This window comes from Clostridium cellulovorans 743B, from assembly GCF_000145275.1.
GTDB lineage: Bacteria > Bacillota > Clostridia > Clostridiales > Clostridiaceae > Clostridium_K > Clostridium_K cellulovorans.
The window spans coordinates 1,136,428-1,155,313 of record NC_014393.1; the positions used below are offsets into that span (position 1 = coordinate 1,136,428).

Genomic DNA, 18,886 nt, shown 5'->3' on the forward strand with positions numbered 1-18,886 from the left:
CTTTATGTATTAAATAAATATAAATAAAGTTGATATATTAATAGTTTTAGAGTTTCAGTACAATATCTATGTAGATGTAAGAACAAAGAATACTATATATTTCCCTATTTTAATGAAGTCAAAAGTAGAATAAATAATTTTAGGAGAAGGTTTATGAAAGATATGAAATTTACAGTTGAAGAAGCTATAAGCTTTTCAAAGGAAGGAAAAATAGAAGAATGGGTTCATTTATTTTTGAATTCTGTAGGAAATAATGTGCCTTTTTCAGAAGGACTAAAATTGCAAAAAAGATATTGGACAGGTCCCTTGCTTATAAGTATTGATAAGTTAAGACGATGCTGTGGTCCAGAACCAGGTATGGAATATTACAATCCACCAGAGCATTGGGAGCCTCGCATTTTCAACTTACAAGAACTTATTCGTAAAGGTTGGGGCATGCCACCTTTAATAGTACAGCATGAAGGAGATGACTTTAGAATAAACGATGGAAATCATCGAGTTGAGGCTATGACTAGAGAAGGTATTGAAAAATGTTGGGTTATTATTTGGAATTCACATTATCAGGATGATATTAATGATTTTTACTAGAGTTTTTATAGATACCTAAAGTCAAAGATTAAATTATTCGTCTAAACTTTGACTTTAGGATTTAATGATATCAAGAAAAATATTTATGTATAATCTTAGCTTTATTCAAATATGTTAAAGTGATTTATTTTGTGGATAATTCAAATTTAGTTGTTGATATATGTATGGATTATATACAAGGCAATGTATTTTGAAAAAAGGTTAAGAGCCTATGTATCAGAGAAAAAAGTTATGGGAAACATATTGACATAAGTGCATTTGTTTACTATATTAATAAAAAGGCCATGAAAAGAGCAGTAGTTATTTTTAAAACTTACAGAGAGTTCCTTTTGCTGAGATGGAACAGTGGACAATTTAATGAAACAAGTCTTGGAGCTGCATACGGATCCTATTTTATCCATAGGTGATGCTATGACGTTTGTTCACGTTACAGAACTAGGGTATAATTTTGTACTTGATAAGGTTAGTATGGTGACATACTAATGAAATAGGGTGGCAACGCGGTATAATCGCCCCTACAAATTATTTGTAGGAGGTGTTTTTTTTACGTTTTTTTATGCAAAGATAGGATTATATTTTAAGGAGTGTTCATTATGAAAGATAAAAAAATAGAAAGACCTATATTTCCTAAAAAAGCTATTATAACTGCGGGAATGCCATATGGTAATAAAGATTTACATTTTGGTCATGTAGGTGGCGTGTTTGTTCATGCTGATACCTTCGCAAGATTTTTAAGAGATAGAATTGGAAATGAAAATGTTATATTTGTCTCAGGAACAGATTGCTATGGCTCACCTATTTCAGCGAGTTATTTAAAGCTTGTAGAGGAAGGAAAATATGAAGGGTCTATAGAGGAGTATGTTCGTGAATATCATGAAAAACAAAAGGAAGTTTTAGAGAAATACGAAATGAGCATGAATCTATACGCAGCTTCTGCCTTGGATAGAGCTGGTGAAATTCATAAAGGTGTATCGGAAGAAATATTTAATAAGTTATATGACAATGGGTATTTAGCAAAAGCTTCTTCACCACAGTTTTATGACCCTGATTTTAAGGTGTTTCTAAATGGCAGGCAAGTAGTTGGGAAATGTCCTATTGAAGGGTGTAGCTCAGACAAAGGTTATGCAGATGAATGTGATTTAGGTCATCAATATATGCCAGATGAATTAATTGACCCAAAGAGTATTTTATCTGGGAAAACACCTGAATTAAGAAAGGTGACAAATTGGTATTTTAAATTAGAGGAGTATAACAATACCTTAGCTGAAAGGGTAGATTATTTAAGGGCAAATTCTAACTTACGAAAAAATTTATTAAATACCATAGAAGAATCTCTAAAACCACCAGTCATTTTTGTAAAACGTAAGCAACTAGAAGGTATTACAGATTTAGAAGAAAAATTACCGAAGCATAGGACGATTGATGAACCTAAAAAGCCTTCTATTACTTTTGTGTTTGAAAGTCTAGAGGATAGAGATATTGCAAGAGGGGTATTTGATGAAGTTGGAGTTCGTTTTAGAACCGGTAAGACCTTAGTACCTTTTAGGTTATCAGGAAATGTTGAGTGGGGTATACCAGTGCCAGATAAGGAAGAGCTGAAAGCTTTAACCTTTTGGGTTTGGCCTGAATCTTTATGGGCTCCTATTTCTTTTACAAAAACATATCTTGAAACCATAGGTAAGAATCCTGACCAATGGACAGAGTGGTGGCATTCCGAGGATTCAAAGGTATATCAATTTATTGGAGAAGATAATGTTTATTTTTACGGGATTGCTGAAATGGCAATGTTTATGGCTTTAGAGGGGATTAAAGCTGGAGATAAAATAGATTGGGATAAGATAAATCTTCCACACTTGATTGCTAACAGCCATCTATTATTTATGAATAAAAAAGCAAGTAGTAGTGGTGCTGTAAAACCACCTATGGCAAGAGAATTATTAGAATATTATACACCAGAGCAATTACGTATGCATTTCCTGAGCTTAGGACTTTCAAAGGGAAGTGTTAGTTTTATGCCACAAGTATTCATGGAGGAAAAAGATAAACAAGGCCCTGATACAGTTTTAAAAGATGGCAATTTGTTGACTAACGTATTTAATAGACTTGTCCGTTCTTGTTTTTACACGGCACAAAAGCATTTTAATGGTACAATACCAGTAGGTGAAATTAGTGATAGTATTATGGAAGAATCAAAAGAAGCTATTCTTACCTATGAAAGGCATATGTATAATCACGAATTTCATAGCTTAATTTACGTTTTAGATAGCTACATTCGTAATATGAACAAGTATTGGGTAAATAATATGAGAGTAGCAGATACTAGCGATGATAATGCACTTAGAAAACAAGTTCTGATAGATGCCTTTCATGCCGTTAGAACTGTTACAACTTTAATTCATCCAATTGCACCAAAGAGCTGTGAAAAGGTAAGAGAATATCTAAATGTTAATGAAAACCTTTGGAATTGGGAATATATTTTTGAGCCAGTTTATAAATTTATAGTTGATCAAACTATGCATAAGTTAAAGTTTTTAGAGCCACGAGTGGACTTTTTTGAAAAGCATCAATCACAAATTTCTTTCTAGATTCAAAGATTGAATTTTAGAATTATATACTGAATATCTAGTTTAATTTATATTTGGTTGTTGGGTTGGTAGTTCATTATATATAAAGTACTACATAATATAAAGGATTCCACTTCATAGCTAAGTTAATATGTTAGTTCATTATATATAAATTTACCATCAGTCGAATGTTTCATTACAATTTATTAGTGATTCAGGTTTCATCATATATCTCAAATACCACCTGTAGATGTAGTTATTTACAGGTGGTTATATTTTTGTTTTACGAATACCACAGGTTTTACCTGTGGTTCTAAAAAGCTTCTAGCGATGAGTAGAAAAAAAGAATACCTCCAATGTAAAATGGTAGTAGGTTTTCCGACCACAACCAAAAGTACAAAGGAGGTATATCCGTAATGGATAATAGTAGTTTAGCACATAGTAAATGGAATTGTAAATATCACATAGTCTTCGCACCAAAGTATAGGAGACAAATCATATATGGAAAAATAAAAGCGGATATAGGGGTAATACTTAGAAAGTTATGTGAACATAAAGGAGTAGAAATTATTGAAGCAAATGCATGTAAGGATCATATACATATGCTTGTAAGTATACCTCCGAAGTTAAGTGTCTCTCAGTTTATGGGGTATTTGAAAGGTAAGAGTTCATTGATGATTTTTGACAGACATGCAAATTTGAAATATAAATATGGGAATAGGCAATTTTGGTGTAAAGGCTATTACGTTGATACAGTTGGAAGAAACAAAAAGATAATAGAAGAATACATAAAGAATCAAATACAGGAAGATTTAGCATATGAACAAATGAGCTTGAAAGAATTTATTGACCCGTTTACGGGTGAATCAGTAAACAAAGGCAAAAAATAAAGCACCTTTTAGGTGCAGCCAGTAAAGGTATGCGGTTGGCAAACCGCTCAATGTGCGAGTAGCACGGCCAGTAACATGCCCTTATAGGGCTAAAGCAAACCACCCGTTTGACGGGTGGTCCTGATTTTATCAATTAATGTTAATAGAAAAAGTGAGGGATAGAAAATTTGACAACTATATCATTAAATGATATAGTTCAATTATGGATATATCATTTAATGATATACTTGGAATTGGAAGGAGAACTTTATGCCAAGGAAAGATTCTATTGATATTGGAGAACTAACGGATTCAGCTTTTTATATTCTATCTAGCGTCATTGAAGAAAAGCATGGATACCTAATTATGAAAACTATTGAGAAGTTTACTAATAATGAAGTTACTATTGGACCTGCATCACTTTATACAACACTGAAAAAGCTTTTATCAGCAGAGTTAGTGGAGTTAAGCCCTAGTGCAGAGGAAAATAAAAAGGTATATAAAATAACAGGTAAAGGGCGAGAAATGCTCATAAAAGAGATTGAACGTAAAAAGCAGATGGTGAAATTCGCTGAGAATTGTTTTGAATTAGAAAAGGGGGATATTCATGGACAATAAATATTTAATAATTAATGGCCTTGCCTTTAGTGAAGAAAGTGATATGGAGAAATTAAAAAATTACGCCAGCAAAGGTTGGATATTAGAAGAGATAAAATACGGTTTTTTCTATAAGTTAAAAAAAGATAAGCCACAGGATATAATATATACCTTGGATTATCAATCAGAGGCAAATGAAGAGTACTTTACTATATTTAAAGAAGCGGGATGGAGTCCCGTGGTTTCTATACAAAATTACATGCATATTTTTTCAGCAAAGGCTGGGACTAATCCTATTTATAGTGATAGTGCATCAGAAATAGATAAATATGAAAGCATGAGAAACTTAACAAAGAAAGGCACCATTGTTTCTTTAGTAATAGCTATAGCATTAATAGCGTTGTTAGCTGTTTCTTTAATAGCTATAAGACCTATGTTTTTAATTATCTTGGGACTACTAATAATTGATATGTTTGTGTTTGTTTTTAACTTTATGCCTTACATAGCATATAACTCAAGGATTAAGGAAATAAAAAAATATGGTAAGTGTAAAAGTGCAAAAGTAAATAATAAAATTTCATGGAAATTATATATATTCGCAGGGCTTATGCTTTGTATTTTAGGAGTCTTATATTTAATTTATAAAAAGGTTTTTGGAATATTTTACATGGCTTTAGGCATAATTTATATAGCTTTAAGTGTAAAGTATTATAAGAAATATAAAAAGTCTTTATAAATTAATTAAGGGGAATGGTTATGGGCAATAAGGCAACTTTAATAGTTTGTGCATCAGTACATCATAAAAATACTATAAAAATTGCTAATGCAATTAGTGACATATTAGAGGCTGATGTAATAGAACCAAAGGATTTTGATATTGAAAGTATATCTAGATATGACTTGATTGGGTTTGGTTCGGGTATATATAATGGAAAACATCATGAGAGTATATTAAATTTGGTTAGCAGTATTAATAAACAAAATAATAAGAAAGCGTTTATCTTTTCAACAGCAACTATTCCATTAGAAGTTCCACATAAAACTCTTAATGAAATGTTGATTGAAAAAGGTTTTGATGTAATTGGGCATTTTTGCTGTAAAGGCTTTATGGATTACAGTTTTACAAAATACCTATTTAGAGGCTTAAATAAAGGAAGACCAAATAATAAAGATTTTGAAAGAGCGCGTCAATTTGCTATGAAAATAAAACAAACGCTACAAGCATCTTCATTTTCATAAAAATGTATATTTAGTTGTGATTAGTTACAATATAGATAAAAACTACTGTTATTCAATAATGTAATGAGTAACAGTAGTTTTTATTTCCTTAGTATCGTAGTGGAGTTAACCATTAGTAGCTTTTTAAGTTTATAAGAGTAGGCTAAAAAGTATATATCTATGGAATATCAAAATATCGTTAAGTTCTTTTTTTTACAAACTTCCTTGCAACATAAAGACATAAGCATATTACTAAAATCGAAGCAATGATATCTGAGTAAAAGTCCATAAAATGGAGCACATCTTCCCAGGACTCTCCAAGAATTGCTCCTGCATATACCAGCAATGTGTTCCAAATAAGAGTTCCTGCTGTGGTGTATATTAGAAAAACACTAAACCTCATATTTGACATGCCAGCTGGGATTGAAATTAAGCTTCTGACCAAGGGAATCATTCTGCAGAAAAATATAGTTCTGTTCCCATAGCGATTAAACCAACTATTGGCTTTATGAATGTCGCTTACCTTAACTCTAAGAATATGTCCATAGCGACTAATTATCCTTTCTAATTTATTTACATTAAGTAACTTGCCAATATTGTAAAGTATAGCAGCACCAGTTACAGAGCCAGCAGTGGCAGCGATAATTACCCCTAGAATAGTCATGTGTGTATTTGTGGTCATGAATCCCCCAAAGGTAAGAACTATCTCAGAAGGAATAGGTGGAAAAACATTTTCCAGTAAAATCATTAAAAAGGTACCGAAGTAACCGTAGTTCTCCATAAAATTTGTAATCCAATTGTCCATAATGCAATCCTCACTTTTGGCATAGTTTATATAGAAGCGTATAATTAAATTATGGCCATTTTTTATGAAAATGACGGAGCTTTAAAGTTAATTATAGAGGCTATACTATTGACTTATGCAATTTTATCTTTAGATATAACTGGAAGTATATTAAACGACCTAATATGATAAATATAACTATATCAGCTAAAGGATAAATTATCAATAGATTTAGTTGTTTTACAAATTTTGTTAAAAGGGTTCAGCATTTCAGTTGCCATTTATGGCAAGTTAGATGCTGTTTTTAGTATCTTGAGAATAATTTGAACATGTTGCTTATTTTGGGTGTTAATATTGTATCAGATCAATCAAAGAGATGTGAGAAAGAAAGGTAAGAATATACATTATTTAATATAACTTAGAATAAGCCTTGTCCGAAAATTATACGTGAAAGGCAAATTTATATATCATACAACAGTTAGTTTAGTTGGTTAGTAATATCTAATTTAATCAAAAAGGTGGAATGATAATGATTAATAATAATAAAGTTACCAATGAAGTTAAGTATTATTTAAGCAATAAAGTTAAGCATCATTTAAGCAATAATGCCATTGATGAAATCAAGTTATGCAAGGTCATTATTAGCTTATCTCATAATTATAAAATCGAGAATTTAGTAAAGGCAATAAAAGGCTTACCAGATATAAATATAGAAGCAATTGATAATACAGAATATTTTGTATTTGCATCACTTACACCTGAACAAATTAATTTACTAGAACATATTCCAGAGGTTAGGAATGTATGGATTGATAAAGAAGTAGAAAAAATGGATTATGAAGTTTTAAAAACTATAAATGAGCCAGCTTTTCTTTTTGATGGAACTGAATTTTGTAATGATATAACATGGGCTGTTTTAGATGATGGAATTGATAAAATGCATGATGCGCTTAAATATTCAAATGTAATAGACATTGATCTTACAGGAGAGGGACCCACAGGTAAACATGGTACACATGTAGCTGGAATAATTGCTGGTTGGGATCCTAGTAATCATTTTTCAGGGGTTGCACCTAAATGTAAATTATATAATTTTAAAGTAATTAGTGAAAATTCGTCAAGTTCCCTTAGTCTTTGTATAAAAGCTATGGAACAGATAAGGAAGATTAACAGTGAATCAAATGAATTAGTTATACATGGTGCAAATTTAAGTTTCGGTGCAGCAAATTCAATTAAAGAATTTTATTCTGGACATAGTCCTATTTGTGAAGAGGCCAATAGATTAGTGGATTCAGGAGTAGTTGTATGTGTGGCAGCAGGAAATTATGGAGCTCAGGCATTTGAGGTACCAGGTGATGATATCAGTCCCAAAATATGGGCAAATTATGAGATGATTTCTGTGACGGATCCGGGTACTGCAGAAAAAGTAATTACAGTAGGTTCAACTTATAGAATTGAACCTGAAAAGTATGGGATTTCTGTATTTTCCTCTAAAGGGCCTACTGGTGATGGTAGGATAAAACCAGATTTAGTAGCGCCGGGTGACTGTATTTCTTCAGCGTTTCTTAATAATTCTTATATATCAGCAAGTGGGACAAGTTGTGCAACACCATTTGTTTCAGGTGCGGTAGCTCAACTTTTACATAGCTATCCACAATTAATTGGGAATCCAAGTAAAGTAAAAGAAATTATTATTTCATCATGCAAAGATTTGAAAAGGGATAATTATTTTCAAGGACATGGATTACTAGACTTGGGAAAAGCTCTTGAATTGGCAAAAGAGAGCTAATTTTTACCTTATTTAGCCACTTGAAAGGAGGTGAAAAAGATGAGTAAGAATATAGATGATTTAATAAAAAACCTACGTAGTGCAGCAGATCAATTAGATTCAATAAAAGATTCAGCTTCAGATGAAGATATTAAAAAAGTAATAGAAAATAATGTTGAACCTATGAGTTGCTGTGGTACTTGTACTGGTGTACCACCAATACCACCATGTGAAAATACATGTGTAAGTCTTCCACCATTCATGTAGAAATTTTTTATTACATTATGTACTCATACAATCTATCATAAATTGTATGCTATGTACACATGTTTGGCGGCTTTCAGCCGTCAAACAATCTATTAATAAATTCGTAATGTAACTTTCATTTTATAAATGTAGGAGGGAAATATGAGAGAGGATTATTATCCATTATTAAAAGATACAGTAAGAATAAAAAAAATGCCTTCAGGTTGTTGGGTTGTAGATTTAGTTGCAGATAATGGAGCGGTTATACATCCATTCGAGGCATTCGCTTTATCTCTCTGTACAGGTGAATATACTCTTGAAAATCTGAAATATATATTTTCATCAGTTTTTAGTATAGAAAAAAGCGACTATATTGATACTATTTTTAATAAGCTCGACAGATATATTATATGGAAGGACAAGGTTTCAGCTTGTAACCATAAATATGATCCAAAAACATTTTTATATGATATTAAAACTACAGAAAATTCTTCTAAAAACAGATTTGATAGCCCTGGTGAGATGACTATAATTCTAACACATAACTGCAATTTTAGATGTATATATTGTTTCAACAATTCAGGAGAGGCAAAAACTGTTCAGTTAAATACCAATGAATGGCTTGAGGTAATAAAGCAAGCTAGGGAATTAGGAATAGTAAAATGTACTGTAAGTGGTGGAGAGCCAATGTTACATCCCGGATTTTTTGATATTCTAAGAGCTATTACGGATAGTGGAATGTCTGTATACATATGCACAAATGGAAGTCTTGTTGATGAAAATGTGGTAAAACAATTTAAGGAAATAGGATTGCCATGTGTTCAATTTAGTCTTGATGCTGGTACACCAGAAATTCATGATAAAATGGCAACTGTAAAAGGAACATATCCAAAAGTAATTAATGCTATTAAACTCCTTGTAGGTGCTGGGATAGATGTATATATCAAGTCGGTAATTACACCTGTCAATTATAGTGATATAAGTAATCTTATAGATTTATGTAGTGAATTAGGTGTGAAACAATTAGTACTTGATAGATTTGATCTTAGCAATGCAGGCAGAGGAGGTACTGAACTTTTTATGACAAGAAAGCAAGAGCTTGACTTAGAAGATTTAGTACAAACAAAGATAAAAGAACTCTCAGGGAAAATGATACTTAAGGCAGCTACAGTTCAAAGATGTTGGTCTGGTGAGGATAATATAGTAGTATGTGGAGCATTTAGACGTTCTATAAATATTCTTCCGAATGGTGATATAAGTGTATGTGAAAAACTCATCGAAGTACCTGAGATGACAGCAGGTAATGTAAAAGACAATACACTTGAGGAGATATGGAATTCTAAAAAAGTTAGTGATATTGTTAATCCAAGTAAAGATATTATAGACGAACCTTGTAAAACTTGTGAACACTTAGATCATTGCCATACAGGATGTTATGCTTTATCTTTACTTGTCAGTGAAAATCCATACTCTATAGATCCAAGATGTTGGAAAGGAAATTATTCTAATAAATTTTTTATGGATTCAACTTATGAAAGGATATAGTTATGTCAATTATAAAATTTGAAGTGAATTCTAGGGAAAGACACCTTTATCCAGTGCGAGCTAGATATATAAGGACTCATATTATGAATAATTATAATATGATATCTAATTTTAGAGATGGTGGATCTGAATATATATCAACACAAAAAGCATTGATTTTTGAATTATTTAGCGGCAAATATGATATTGAAACTATTACTAAAATATTTTCAGGTACATTTGAGATTGATTTAGAAAAATCAGAACAATGTATAAAAGCTGTTCTGGATGAATACGCTTCACATATAACATTCTATCCACATGAAATCCAAACAGATTTATCCTGTGATCCCATGAGGATTCTGAAAAAGTCTTCTACAAAGTGGCAATATAATCCTGTGAGATATGAAAGTCCTGAGGAGTTAGTGCTATCCCTTTCATATGTGTGTAATCATAAATGTATTTATTGTTGTAATAGTTCTGGAAGCCGTATAGAAGATGAACTTTCGTTTAATGATTGGATTAAAGTAATTGACGAAGCTGCAGATTTAGGGGTTGAAACAATACTTTTTTCTGGTGGCGAACCATTAATGTATCCAGACTTTATAAAGTTAGTAAAGCGAACAAAAGATAATGGTATATATCCAATAGTTTCAACTAATGGTACATTGATATCTGAAGAAACTGCAAAACAACTTTCAGAAGCAGGTATAGACTTTGTTCATTTAAGTATGTCGGCAGCAAATGAAGAATTATATGATAGTATTATAGGTTATAAAGGTAATCTTCCTAAAGTGAAAGCTGCAATAAAAGCATTAAAAGATAATAATATTTATATTAGGTTAAAAGTGGTTTTAATGCCTGTGAATATAAAGCATATTGAGGAATTGTTAGATTTCTGTATTGAAAATAAAGTAGATTGCGTACATTTAGCGCCATTTATACTTACACATATATCACGAAATGGGAAAGAACTCATGCCCTCAGTAAACGATTTAAATAACTTGAAAAAAGTGATAAACAGTAAGAGAAATAAAATTAAAATATTAGAACCTTCTGTTGAGGGAATGTGCTGGAGTGGACCAACTGACATTGTAAAATGTGGTGGAATAAAATCTAAACTGACGATTATTTCAAATGGGAATATAACACTTTGTGAGACTCTAGGTAAGACCCCTAATTTTATATTAGGTAATGTGAAAACAACAAAAATAAAAGATATATGGAACTCTGATTTACCTGATAATATATTAAAGGTAAATATGAAATTAGTTGAAGAACCCTGCAAAAGTTGTGAGTATTTAGAAGGGTGTAAAACAGGTTGTTTTATGTGTTCATTAATATATTCTGATAATTCATATTCAGTTGATCCAAGATGTTGGAAAGCTAATATCTCGAATAATGCTTATAGAAGTATTTATAGTTAGCTTTTATTACTAAGTTTCAATTAAATTAGAATAATAATTTATTTAATAATAAGGAGACAAAAATGAAATATATTTTTTTAAGCGATGTTCATATAGGTGAAAATATTCCAGAAAACTGGTATCAGAAATCTGTTCATCAAGTATACCTTAAAGCTATTTTACAATACATACAAGCAAATGCACAGCAAATACAAGATGTTGTTATTCTTGGAGATTGGTTTGATTCATGGATGTATCCGCCTGAACCTCAAATTTCAGCTACAGTAACTGAAATCATAAATAATAATCTCGAAGTGTTTACTGTGCAGGATGATGGAGATTTTATTACTTGTATGGATAGTATAAAAGGAGACTTATATTATGTTCGTGGAAATCATGATATGACTATAGATTTCAATGAATTAAATAATTATATAAAGCTTCATAGTAAGAAAAACAAACAAGTAGTATGTTTGGATGAAGCTTATGGGGTAAATGGCATTTATGCTGAGCATGGTCATTACTTTGATTTACTTTGTAAACCTGATCTCGGTGACAAAAATCTGTACAAGCCGTTACCTATAGGTTATTTTGTTTCAAGAGTTTCAGCTTTGTATTGTCAACAAAAATTGCAAGAGGCTGGTAATCAGAATGCAGCTCAACTACCTGGTCAAGGAAACCCTGATATGTCCAGTATTTTGAAGGCAATAGTGTCAAATTATTCTGGAGATTATAGTAATTTTGCAAATGTGATAATGTCAACCCTTTCAAATTTAGTTAAGTGTCCGGATATGACTAAATTAGTTTTTACAATGCCTGATGGTACAGTAATAAATGCAGCAGATGTTGCAAAGATGTATCCTGATATTTTGAAAAATCAGCAAGACTTAACTAGCTTACTTGTAGTTGATGCGGACAACTCTTTAGACAATAATGGTGAAAATTTATGTAATAGTAGTTATAAAGGAATTAAAAATAGAGTTGTAGTAATGGGACATACGCATGTAGATAGACTTCAAAGTCACTATACATTATTTAATGGTAAGACTATTTACGTCAATTCAGGTTTTATGTGTCCAGCAATTCCAGACATAAGTACTGGTATGGTAATGACATTTACTGAAGTTGAACAAAATGGTTCAACATTTACAGTTAGGTTAAAGAAAGTTAATTATCCAGGCACAAGTATATCAACGTTAACAGAAGCTACTATTTGAGATTAGATTATAATAAATTACTTAACGTCTTTACGGATAACTTACAGATTATAGTTTTAGGACAGTGCGTAGATTGTATAGAAGAAAGTATATAAGTTCCAATAATGTTTCTACACAAAGTTATATACTGTAGTTGAAATAAAGGTAGTTCATTTATTGGAACAGTTATACAAGATCATTGAAAGAATTAAATGAGCATACTTAATAGGGAAAGTTATTTAATGATACTCTCTACATAAAGAGTAAATGCAGTTTTTTTACTTTCATTGCCTTGTGCATCTTTATATACAGATATAAACTTTCCGTCTATATAAGAACTTTTTTTATTAAAGCTTGTGGTTCCATTAAAGTAAAATTGGGAACTAGAAGCTTTAATGTGTGTAACACTAAAAGTTGGATTAGTGTCGAGATTTGTTACTTTAAAAGTAGCTCCGTCCTCATTAATAGATAATTCTTTAGTGACTCTAGAACTTGCAGATAATTCTTTGGTGTCTCCAGAACTTACAGAAGATACTGAGAACGGATACTCGCAGCCAAATATAGGACTAGTGTTATTAATTGCAAGAGCATTAGAAGAAGAAAGTTTGATAGCAAACATTAAGGGCTCATAAGGTACTATTTCAATCCAGCAATCTTCAAAACCTTGTCCAAAGCTTAAATTAGTATCTATAATAATTTTTGACATATGATTATCTAAATATATTTCACCAGATACTTGTGGCAGGCATTCGGAAAGATTTTTGATTTTATTGTTGATGTCTAAGGAAAATTTAATGTTAGAGGTATTATCAGGGGTTGTTATGTATATTTCTGTAGAACTTAGCGTATTATTTTGAAACTTTGGATTAAAAATTACATTTATAGAACTTGGTGTCTTTATATTTGTCATTTTTACACTCCTTTTAAATTTAAATATTTTTGTTAATAAGAATTACAAACCAAAGAGGCTTTTAAAACTAGTCATATAACTTCTGCTTACAGTTATATCAGAGTTGGAATCTCCATCCATTATTAACTTAAAGGTGCTATTGAACCAAGGAATAATTTCAGCTATCTTTTTAGTATTCACGATGAAGCTTTTGTGACAGCGAAAGAAACTAAGTTCATTTAATCTATCCTCATAATAATTAAGAGTTTCTTTGCTAGTGTAAGTCTTTCCTTTACAGGTGTTAATTTTCACATAACCACATTCTGAAAAAATAAAGCTTATATCTTCAATATCGCAAAGAAAGATTCTATCATTTTCCCATAGAGGTAGCTTTGAAATATTAGTTTTCATAGCTTTTTCTTTTATAAATTGATTTTTTTTAAATTTTTCCTTGGTAGTTTGGTCAACAGAAAACTTACTTAGTCTTTTAATTGTTGCTTTTATTCTTTGTGGATCGATAGGCTTTAGTATATAGTCGATAGCACTTAACTCGAAGGCTTTTATCGCATAGTCGTCATAGGCAGTAACAAAAACAATTTTCATTTCCTCGTCATGGGATAAGATTTCTGCTGCACAAGATAACCCGTCAATTTCAGGCATGGAGATGTCAAGAAAAACTGCATCAGGTTTGTCAGTAATAATTTTCTTGATAGCTTCCAATGAGTCTTGGTACATTCCTATAATTTCAATATCCTCTTCTTTTGATAAGTAGTATTTAAGGTTATTAAGACTTGCTAATTCATCGTCTACAAGTATTACTCTCATGTATTTTATTTCCTCCCTTTATCTAAGCCTGACTTTTTTATGGTACTCCACGATAGGATTCTTATTTATTTAAGCTTTCTGTTTTATTTATCAAAGGTAACTCCTCCTCGATTCCTCGGAGGAGTAAGTTCTGTTGGCTAAATCAAAGATTTAGAGCATCACTTAAAGGTAATTCTAAGGTTACAATGGTACCTATTCCCTTGGTACTTTTTATTTTAATGGATTTGCCGTAAATCCTTTGTATACGGTTCTGAATATTTGAGATACCTATTCCTGCTTTCTTATCTGAACTGTTAAGTAAGGCAGTTAATTTTTCTTCAGTCATTCCTACTCCATCATCCTCAACGATAATAATAAGCATGTTATTATTTTTTTTAACTGTGAGTCTTACAGTGCCTCCATCTTTACAGGGCAGTATTCCATGTCTTACTGAGTTTTCTACAATTGGTTGAATGATATATGCAGGAACTTTGCAATGTATATTGGTGTCAATATCAAATATTATGTTAAGTTTATCTAAGAAACGAGCCTTTTCTATATGTAAATAAGATTTTACATGGAGCAATTCTGTTTCTAAGTCAGCAAATTCATCATCATTTTTAAAACTGAAGCCACATCTCAAGTAATTACTTAAGTTAAGAAGCAGTTCTTCAGCTTTTTCAGAGGATTCTCTGCACACACATATGATTGTATTGAGAGTATTAAATAGAAAGTGGGGCTTAATCTGCGCCTGAAGCATTCTAAGTTCTGATTTTAGCAATTGCTCTTCATGAAAGAAAGCTTTTGCAAATTTCCTTGAAAGCATAAAGGATTGGACAAAGATAAAGATAAAAACTCCAAAAGGAATAAAAAATCCAGTGGAAATAACCCCATAGCTATTTAAGATATCATTAATAGCGATTAATATAATAAATAACACTGCACTAAGCACAAGAATTGAGGATTCCCTTTTCTTTAAAAATGCCTTAATAAGAACAGAAAGCAGTACGATTAATATAAATACGCTTATTATTTCATAAGGCACAATAAATAAGTTACCAAGTTTTTCGGTAAAAATTATAGCTGTTGTAAAAAAGAATAGCCCTATAGCTTGTGAAAATCTCACGAACCATCTTGGGGTATCCAATGGGAAAACTATATGGATAAACATAACAAAAAAAGTAAGAGCTAGATATAGAGTTATCATCGATAATTTAAGAAATATATGTAATGGAACAGAAGGTAGAAATGAATAAAGTAACATTTGTCCCATTAATAAAGTCCTTATTGCTATTAATAAGCAGATAATTCCAAAATACAGTGTAGAACAATCTTTTCTTCTTAGAAGGTAGAGCGTTATATGGTAGAGTCCCATTATAAGAATGCTTCCAAAAAGAAACATATCAACATATGCTTGTTTGTTGTTTTCATTATTAAGTAAATGTATATTTCCAAGCTCCAAACCAGTTACAAATCCCCCATATGCGCAGCCGAAATTCGAAATTTGAACTGTTATATAAAATTGTTTGTTTTGAGGATGAATTGTTATTAGCTGAGGTTTGAAACGATCTTTAGAAGTATTAGGGTTATCACTGACAACACCTGTTTGAAAAATCTCTTTATTGTCCACCCATATTCTGCAGGTTGAAATAAAGGCTTTAGTATTAATGGCTAGGTCTTGGGGAATATAGTCAAGATCAACTAAGAGTCTGTAGGTGGCATATCCTTCATTGGGAAGTTTTTTGTCTTCGATTTGGTAGTTTCTCCATGAAGTAGGAACTGCCACAATATGATTTTTATGGGAAACAGTTGATTGATTAAAATCTTCAGGATAAAGCAGTTTATTCCAGTAAAATTCCCACTGACCATTTAATAAAATAGCTCCCTCCTTTTGAAAGTCCCAGTCCGAAAGTTCAAATTTACCATTAATAGCTTTGGGCGGTTTTTTATCTGTTGATTGATGTTCAGTGCATCCTGAAAAAACAACAGACATTAGGACTATAATAAATATTGATAAAGTTGTTTTTAAAACAAGAAATTTGTTTTTTTCATATAGTAGATAATGAATTTTTGAGTATAGTAACATTTTTATCCTCATGAGATTATATATTATTTTGTGTAAAAATACATTAATGTTATTAAATGTATTCAATAGTATCTTACAACAAAATAGAGGTGTTGGCAATGAGAGTCCCAATGAGTAAATTAAGCACTATAAATTAATTAGATATAAATGAGAAAATTCAGATGAGAAACTTTACAGTTGTTATCTATACTATGTAATATAAAATTTTTAGAGGTTTAAAAACAATTCCAATAATGAAAATATGGAGATACATATATAAATATATTTCACCTCCATACTTTTCTTGTAATAAGTTAACGACAATTATTTTCTTATATCATTTTCGGGATTATTTTATGATTTTGTTTTGAATTCTGATATAATAGCTTTCCAACCAAAAACAGAAGGGTTGTAATATCCACCGAGTGTTTGATCAAAGATGTTTTTTTTGCCTATGACTGGAATATCTACATCTATACGTATATGAAGGGATATATGATGGTTTTGCAAGTCCAGATTAAATTGAGTAATTGTAACAATTACATCTGGATTGTCGTGAACTTTGATTTGAGTATTTTGGGAAACTGGAATTGGACCTCCTTGAACATGACCATTCTTTATTCCTGAAAACTCTGAATTATAAATAATTCCAAAATTATCATCTCCTGTATAAGAAATAGACAGTGTGGTAGTTACAGATTCATGAGTAAATACTAAGTCATAATTGTGAGTTTCTGACTTAGTATCGATAATAGTAGCTTGAGACATAATTAATTCTCCTTTTATTTATTTAAAATTATCATTTGGATGACTTATTTAATGTTACTGGAAAATAATTCAAGATGAATTGAGTTGGGTATAAAATAACAAAAATACTAGTTAAAATACCATAAATCTTAGTTGAAATGCAAAAGTGTTTCTATAAAATTTTTTGTGAAATAGTGTTGGAGTTAGAATTCCTATTTATAGAAGCTATCTATTTTTAATAATTAATCACAAGTATTGACCGTAGGAATATTATCTTATATGATACTTTCATAAGTAAGAAATAAATCATAGTAAGAGTTAGAAAACTCTTATAACTAGATATAGAGGAAAGTAGGTTTTCAGTATGAAAAACATAATATTTGATGTTGATGGTACCTTATGGGATACCACAGGAAGTGTAGCTAAGTCATGGAATAAAGCAGTTTCTGAAGTTGGTGTGGCAGAGCCAAATTTAACTGCAGATATGCTAAAAAAAGAGTTTGGAAAGCCAATGAATGTTATAGCAGACGATTTATTTCCAGATGCTAGCCCAGAACAAAAGGAACAATTATTAGAGCTTTGTTGTAAGTATGAGCATGAGGATTTGCTAAAAAATGAGGACAACCTATTGTTTCCAGGTGTAAAAGAAACTATCATAGAACTTTCAAAGAAATACCGCTTGTTTATAGTTAGCAATTGTCAATGTGGTTATATTGAATTATTTATGGACAAGATAGGCATTAAAGAATATATAGAAGACTACGAATGTTTCGGAAATACAGGCAGATGCAAAGGGGAAAACATCAAGCTTGTTGTTGAAAGAAATAATTTGGACGAAGTAGTGTATGTTGGAGATACTCAAGGAGACTATGAAGCTACTGTTCTTGCAGAAGTACCATTTATTTTTGCAAGGTATGGTTTTGGTAACGTTGAAAATTTCTATATGGCTATTGATAATATAGGAGAATTGTTGAAGCTATAAAAAACATTGCATTAATTTTAAGTCAGTATCTTATCGGAAGTCGCTTATTAATAAGATGATCAGAATTATATTATATTTAGTAAAGAAAACTATACTATAAAAATGAAGTTAACCTGAGAAATTGTAGCATGATTAAATACTAATTGCTTACGGATGGTGATTAAATGGATATCTTCGAAATTATAGCAGAACGAAAAATACAAGAGGCAATGGACAAGGGGAAGTTTGATAATCTTGCTGGACAAGGTAAACCACTTGACCTTGAAGATTTATTAGGAGTACCATCAGAATTTAGAATGGTTATACTATCCTTAAAAATGCAGGATCATTACCTCCAGAGATAGAGCTTACGAAAGAAATTAGTGAGCTTGAAACAAACTTAAATGAAAGTGATTCCGAAGAAGAAAAGAAACTTATAAGAATGAAATTGAATAGTAAAATTACTGACTTTAATATACTGAAAGAAAAAAATAAAGGAAGGAGAAGCCCTAGAGGATGATGAATCGGCCACTGGCAAGTAGACAACGTAAATATAAAAACGTTATTACTGTGGAGAGATCATATCACTAGATGATAAGGTTTCTCCTTTTTTTGTTACAAGAATATAGTTGTTTACTAGTATGAAATAAACTAGGAATT

General features: G+C 31.1%; 18 protein-coding genes and 1 other annotated feature. Of the genes, 13 read left to right on the forward strand and 5 right to left on the reverse strand.

All coding sequences use genetic code 11. The annotated features are described in order from the left end of the window. Positions 1-153 precede the first annotated feature (153 nt). The 6 genes from CLOCEL_RS04685 to CLOCEL_RS04710 all read left to right on the forward strand — a co-directional run bounded on the left by CLOCEL_RS04685 (position 154) and on the right by CLOCEL_RS04710 (position 5,857). On the forward strand, positions 154-588 hold the full coding sequence (locus CLOCEL_RS04685) for a ParB/Srx family N-terminal domain-containing protein (RefSeq protein WP_010076456.1): 435 nt from the start codon (positions 154-156) through the stop codon (positions 586-588). A 275-nt stretch (positions 589-863) separates the two neighbouring features. After that, positions 864-1,108 (forward strand) — a binding site (T-box leader). 73 nt (positions 1,109-1,181) lie between these two features. Beyond that, positions 1,182-3,173, forward strand: a complete 1,992-nt coding sequence (locus CLOCEL_RS04690; RefSeq protein WP_010076455.1) for a methionine--tRNA ligase — start codon at positions 1,182-1,184, stop codon at positions 3,171-3,173. A 395-nt stretch (positions 3,174-3,568) separates the two neighbouring features. After that, positions 3,569-4,042: an IS200/IS605 family transposase gene (gene tnpA, locus CLOCEL_RS04695; RefSeq protein ID WP_013291570.1), complete on the forward strand. Its 474-nt coding sequence runs from the start codon at positions 3,569-3,571 to the stop codon at positions 4,040-4,042. A gap of 249 nt (positions 4,043-4,291) precedes the next feature. Further along, positions 4,292-4,639 carry a PadR family transcriptional regulator gene (locus CLOCEL_RS04700; RefSeq protein ID WP_010076454.1) on the forward strand — a complete coding sequence of 116 codons (348 nt, stop codon included), beginning with the start codon at positions 4,292-4,294 and terminating at the stop codon, positions 4,637-4,639. Continuing rightward, positions 4,629-5,354: a DUF2812 domain-containing protein gene (locus CLOCEL_RS04705; protein WP_010076453.1), complete on the forward strand. Its 726-nt coding sequence runs from the start codon at positions 4,629-4,631 to the stop codon at positions 5,352-5,354. The genes CLOCEL_RS04700 and CLOCEL_RS04705 overlap by 11 nt, the downstream gene beginning before the upstream one ends. Positions 5,355-5,374: 20 nt before the next feature. Beyond that, positions 5,375-5,857 (forward strand): flavodoxin family protein, encoded by a 483-nt coding sequence (locus CLOCEL_RS04710; RefSeq protein WP_010076452.1) that lies wholly within the window; start codon positions 5,375-5,377, stop codon positions 5,855-5,857. A 178-nt stretch (positions 5,858-6,035) separates the two neighbouring features. On the opposite strand, the gene CLOCEL_RS04715 is transcribed toward CLOCEL_RS04710, so the two are convergent. Continuing rightward, positions 6,036-6,641 (reverse strand): DedA family protein, encoded by a 606-nt coding sequence (locus CLOCEL_RS04715; protein WP_010076451.1) that lies wholly within the window; start codon positions 6,639-6,641, stop codon positions 6,036-6,038. Positions 6,642-7,149: 508 nt separating this feature from the next. On the opposite strand from CLOCEL_RS04715, the gene CLOCEL_RS04720 reads away from it, so the two are divergent. From CLOCEL_RS04720 to CLOCEL_RS04740, 5 genes are all read left to right on the forward strand, one after another. Beyond that, positions 7,150-8,409, forward strand: coding sequence for a S8 family serine peptidase (locus tag CLOCEL_RS04720; RefSeq protein ID WP_010076449.1), 1,260 nt, complete (start codon positions 7,150-7,152; stop codon positions 8,407-8,409). Between the two features lie 39 nt (positions 8,410-8,448). Further along, positions 8,449-8,655 (forward strand): hypothetical protein, encoded by a 207-nt coding sequence (locus tag CLOCEL_RS04725; protein WP_010076448.1) that lies wholly within the window; start codon positions 8,449-8,451, stop codon positions 8,653-8,655. Between the two features lie 141 nt (positions 8,656-8,796). After that, positions 8,797-10,179: a radical SAM/SPASM domain-containing protein gene (locus CLOCEL_RS04730; protein ID WP_010076447.1), complete on the forward strand. Its 1,383-nt coding sequence runs from the start codon at positions 8,797-8,799 to the stop codon at positions 10,177-10,179. An 83-nt stretch (positions 10,180-10,262) separates the two neighbouring features. Next, positions 10,263-11,585, forward strand: coding sequence for a radical SAM/SPASM domain-containing protein (locus tag CLOCEL_RS04735; protein WP_242655221.1), 1,323 nt, complete (start codon positions 10,263-10,265; stop codon positions 11,583-11,585). A gap of 62 nt (positions 11,586-11,647) precedes the next feature. Further along, positions 11,648-12,781: a metallophosphoesterase gene (locus tag CLOCEL_RS04740; RefSeq protein ID WP_010076445.1), complete on the forward strand. Its 1,134-nt coding sequence runs from the start codon at positions 11,648-11,650 to the stop codon at positions 12,779-12,781. Between the two features lie 214 nt (positions 12,782-12,995). On the opposite strand, the gene CLOCEL_RS04745 is transcribed toward CLOCEL_RS04740, so the two are convergent. The 4 genes from CLOCEL_RS04745 to CLOCEL_RS04760 form a co-directional block, all read right to left on the reverse strand. Then, the gene (locus tag CLOCEL_RS04745; RefSeq protein WP_013291629.1) at positions 12,996-13,670 is read right to left on the reverse strand and encodes a hypothetical protein; all 675 of its coding nucleotides are present in this window, start codon (positions 13,668-13,670) and stop codon (positions 12,996-12,998) included. 42 nt (positions 13,671-13,712) lie between these two features. Continuing rightward, complete coding sequence (locus CLOCEL_RS04750) at positions 13,713-14,474, reverse strand: LytR/AlgR family response regulator transcription factor (protein ID WP_010076443.1); 762 nt, start codon at positions 14,472-14,474, stop codon at positions 13,713-13,715. A gap of 142 nt (positions 14,475-14,616) precedes the next feature. Further along, complete coding sequence (locus tag CLOCEL_RS04755; RefSeq protein WP_010076442.1) at positions 14,617-16,539, reverse strand: sensor histidine kinase; 1,923 nt, start codon at positions 16,537-16,539, stop codon at positions 14,617-14,619. Between the two features lie 333 nt (positions 16,540-16,872). Further along, positions 16,873-17,286, reverse strand: coding sequence for a hypothetical protein (locus CLOCEL_RS04760; RefSeq protein ID WP_010076441.1), 414 nt, complete (start codon positions 17,284-17,286; stop codon positions 16,873-16,875). A 343-nt stretch (positions 17,287-17,629) separates the two neighbouring features. Between CLOCEL_RS04760 and CLOCEL_RS04765 the strand changes: the two genes are divergently transcribed. Together CLOCEL_RS04765 and CLOCEL_RS23760 are read left to right on the forward strand one after the other, a co-directional pair. Continuing rightward, positions 17,630-18,247, forward strand: a complete 618-nt coding sequence (locus CLOCEL_RS04765; RefSeq protein ID WP_010076440.1) for an HAD family hydrolase — start codon at positions 17,630-17,632, stop codon at positions 18,245-18,247. A gap of 164 nt (positions 18,248-18,411) precedes the next feature. After that, a complete protein-coding gene (locus CLOCEL_RS23760; RefSeq protein ID WP_010076439.1) occupies positions 18,412-18,591 on the forward strand; it encodes a DnaJ family domain-containing protein in 180 nt (59 codons plus the stop codon). The last annotated feature ends 295 nt before the right edge of the window (positions 18,592-18,886 follow it).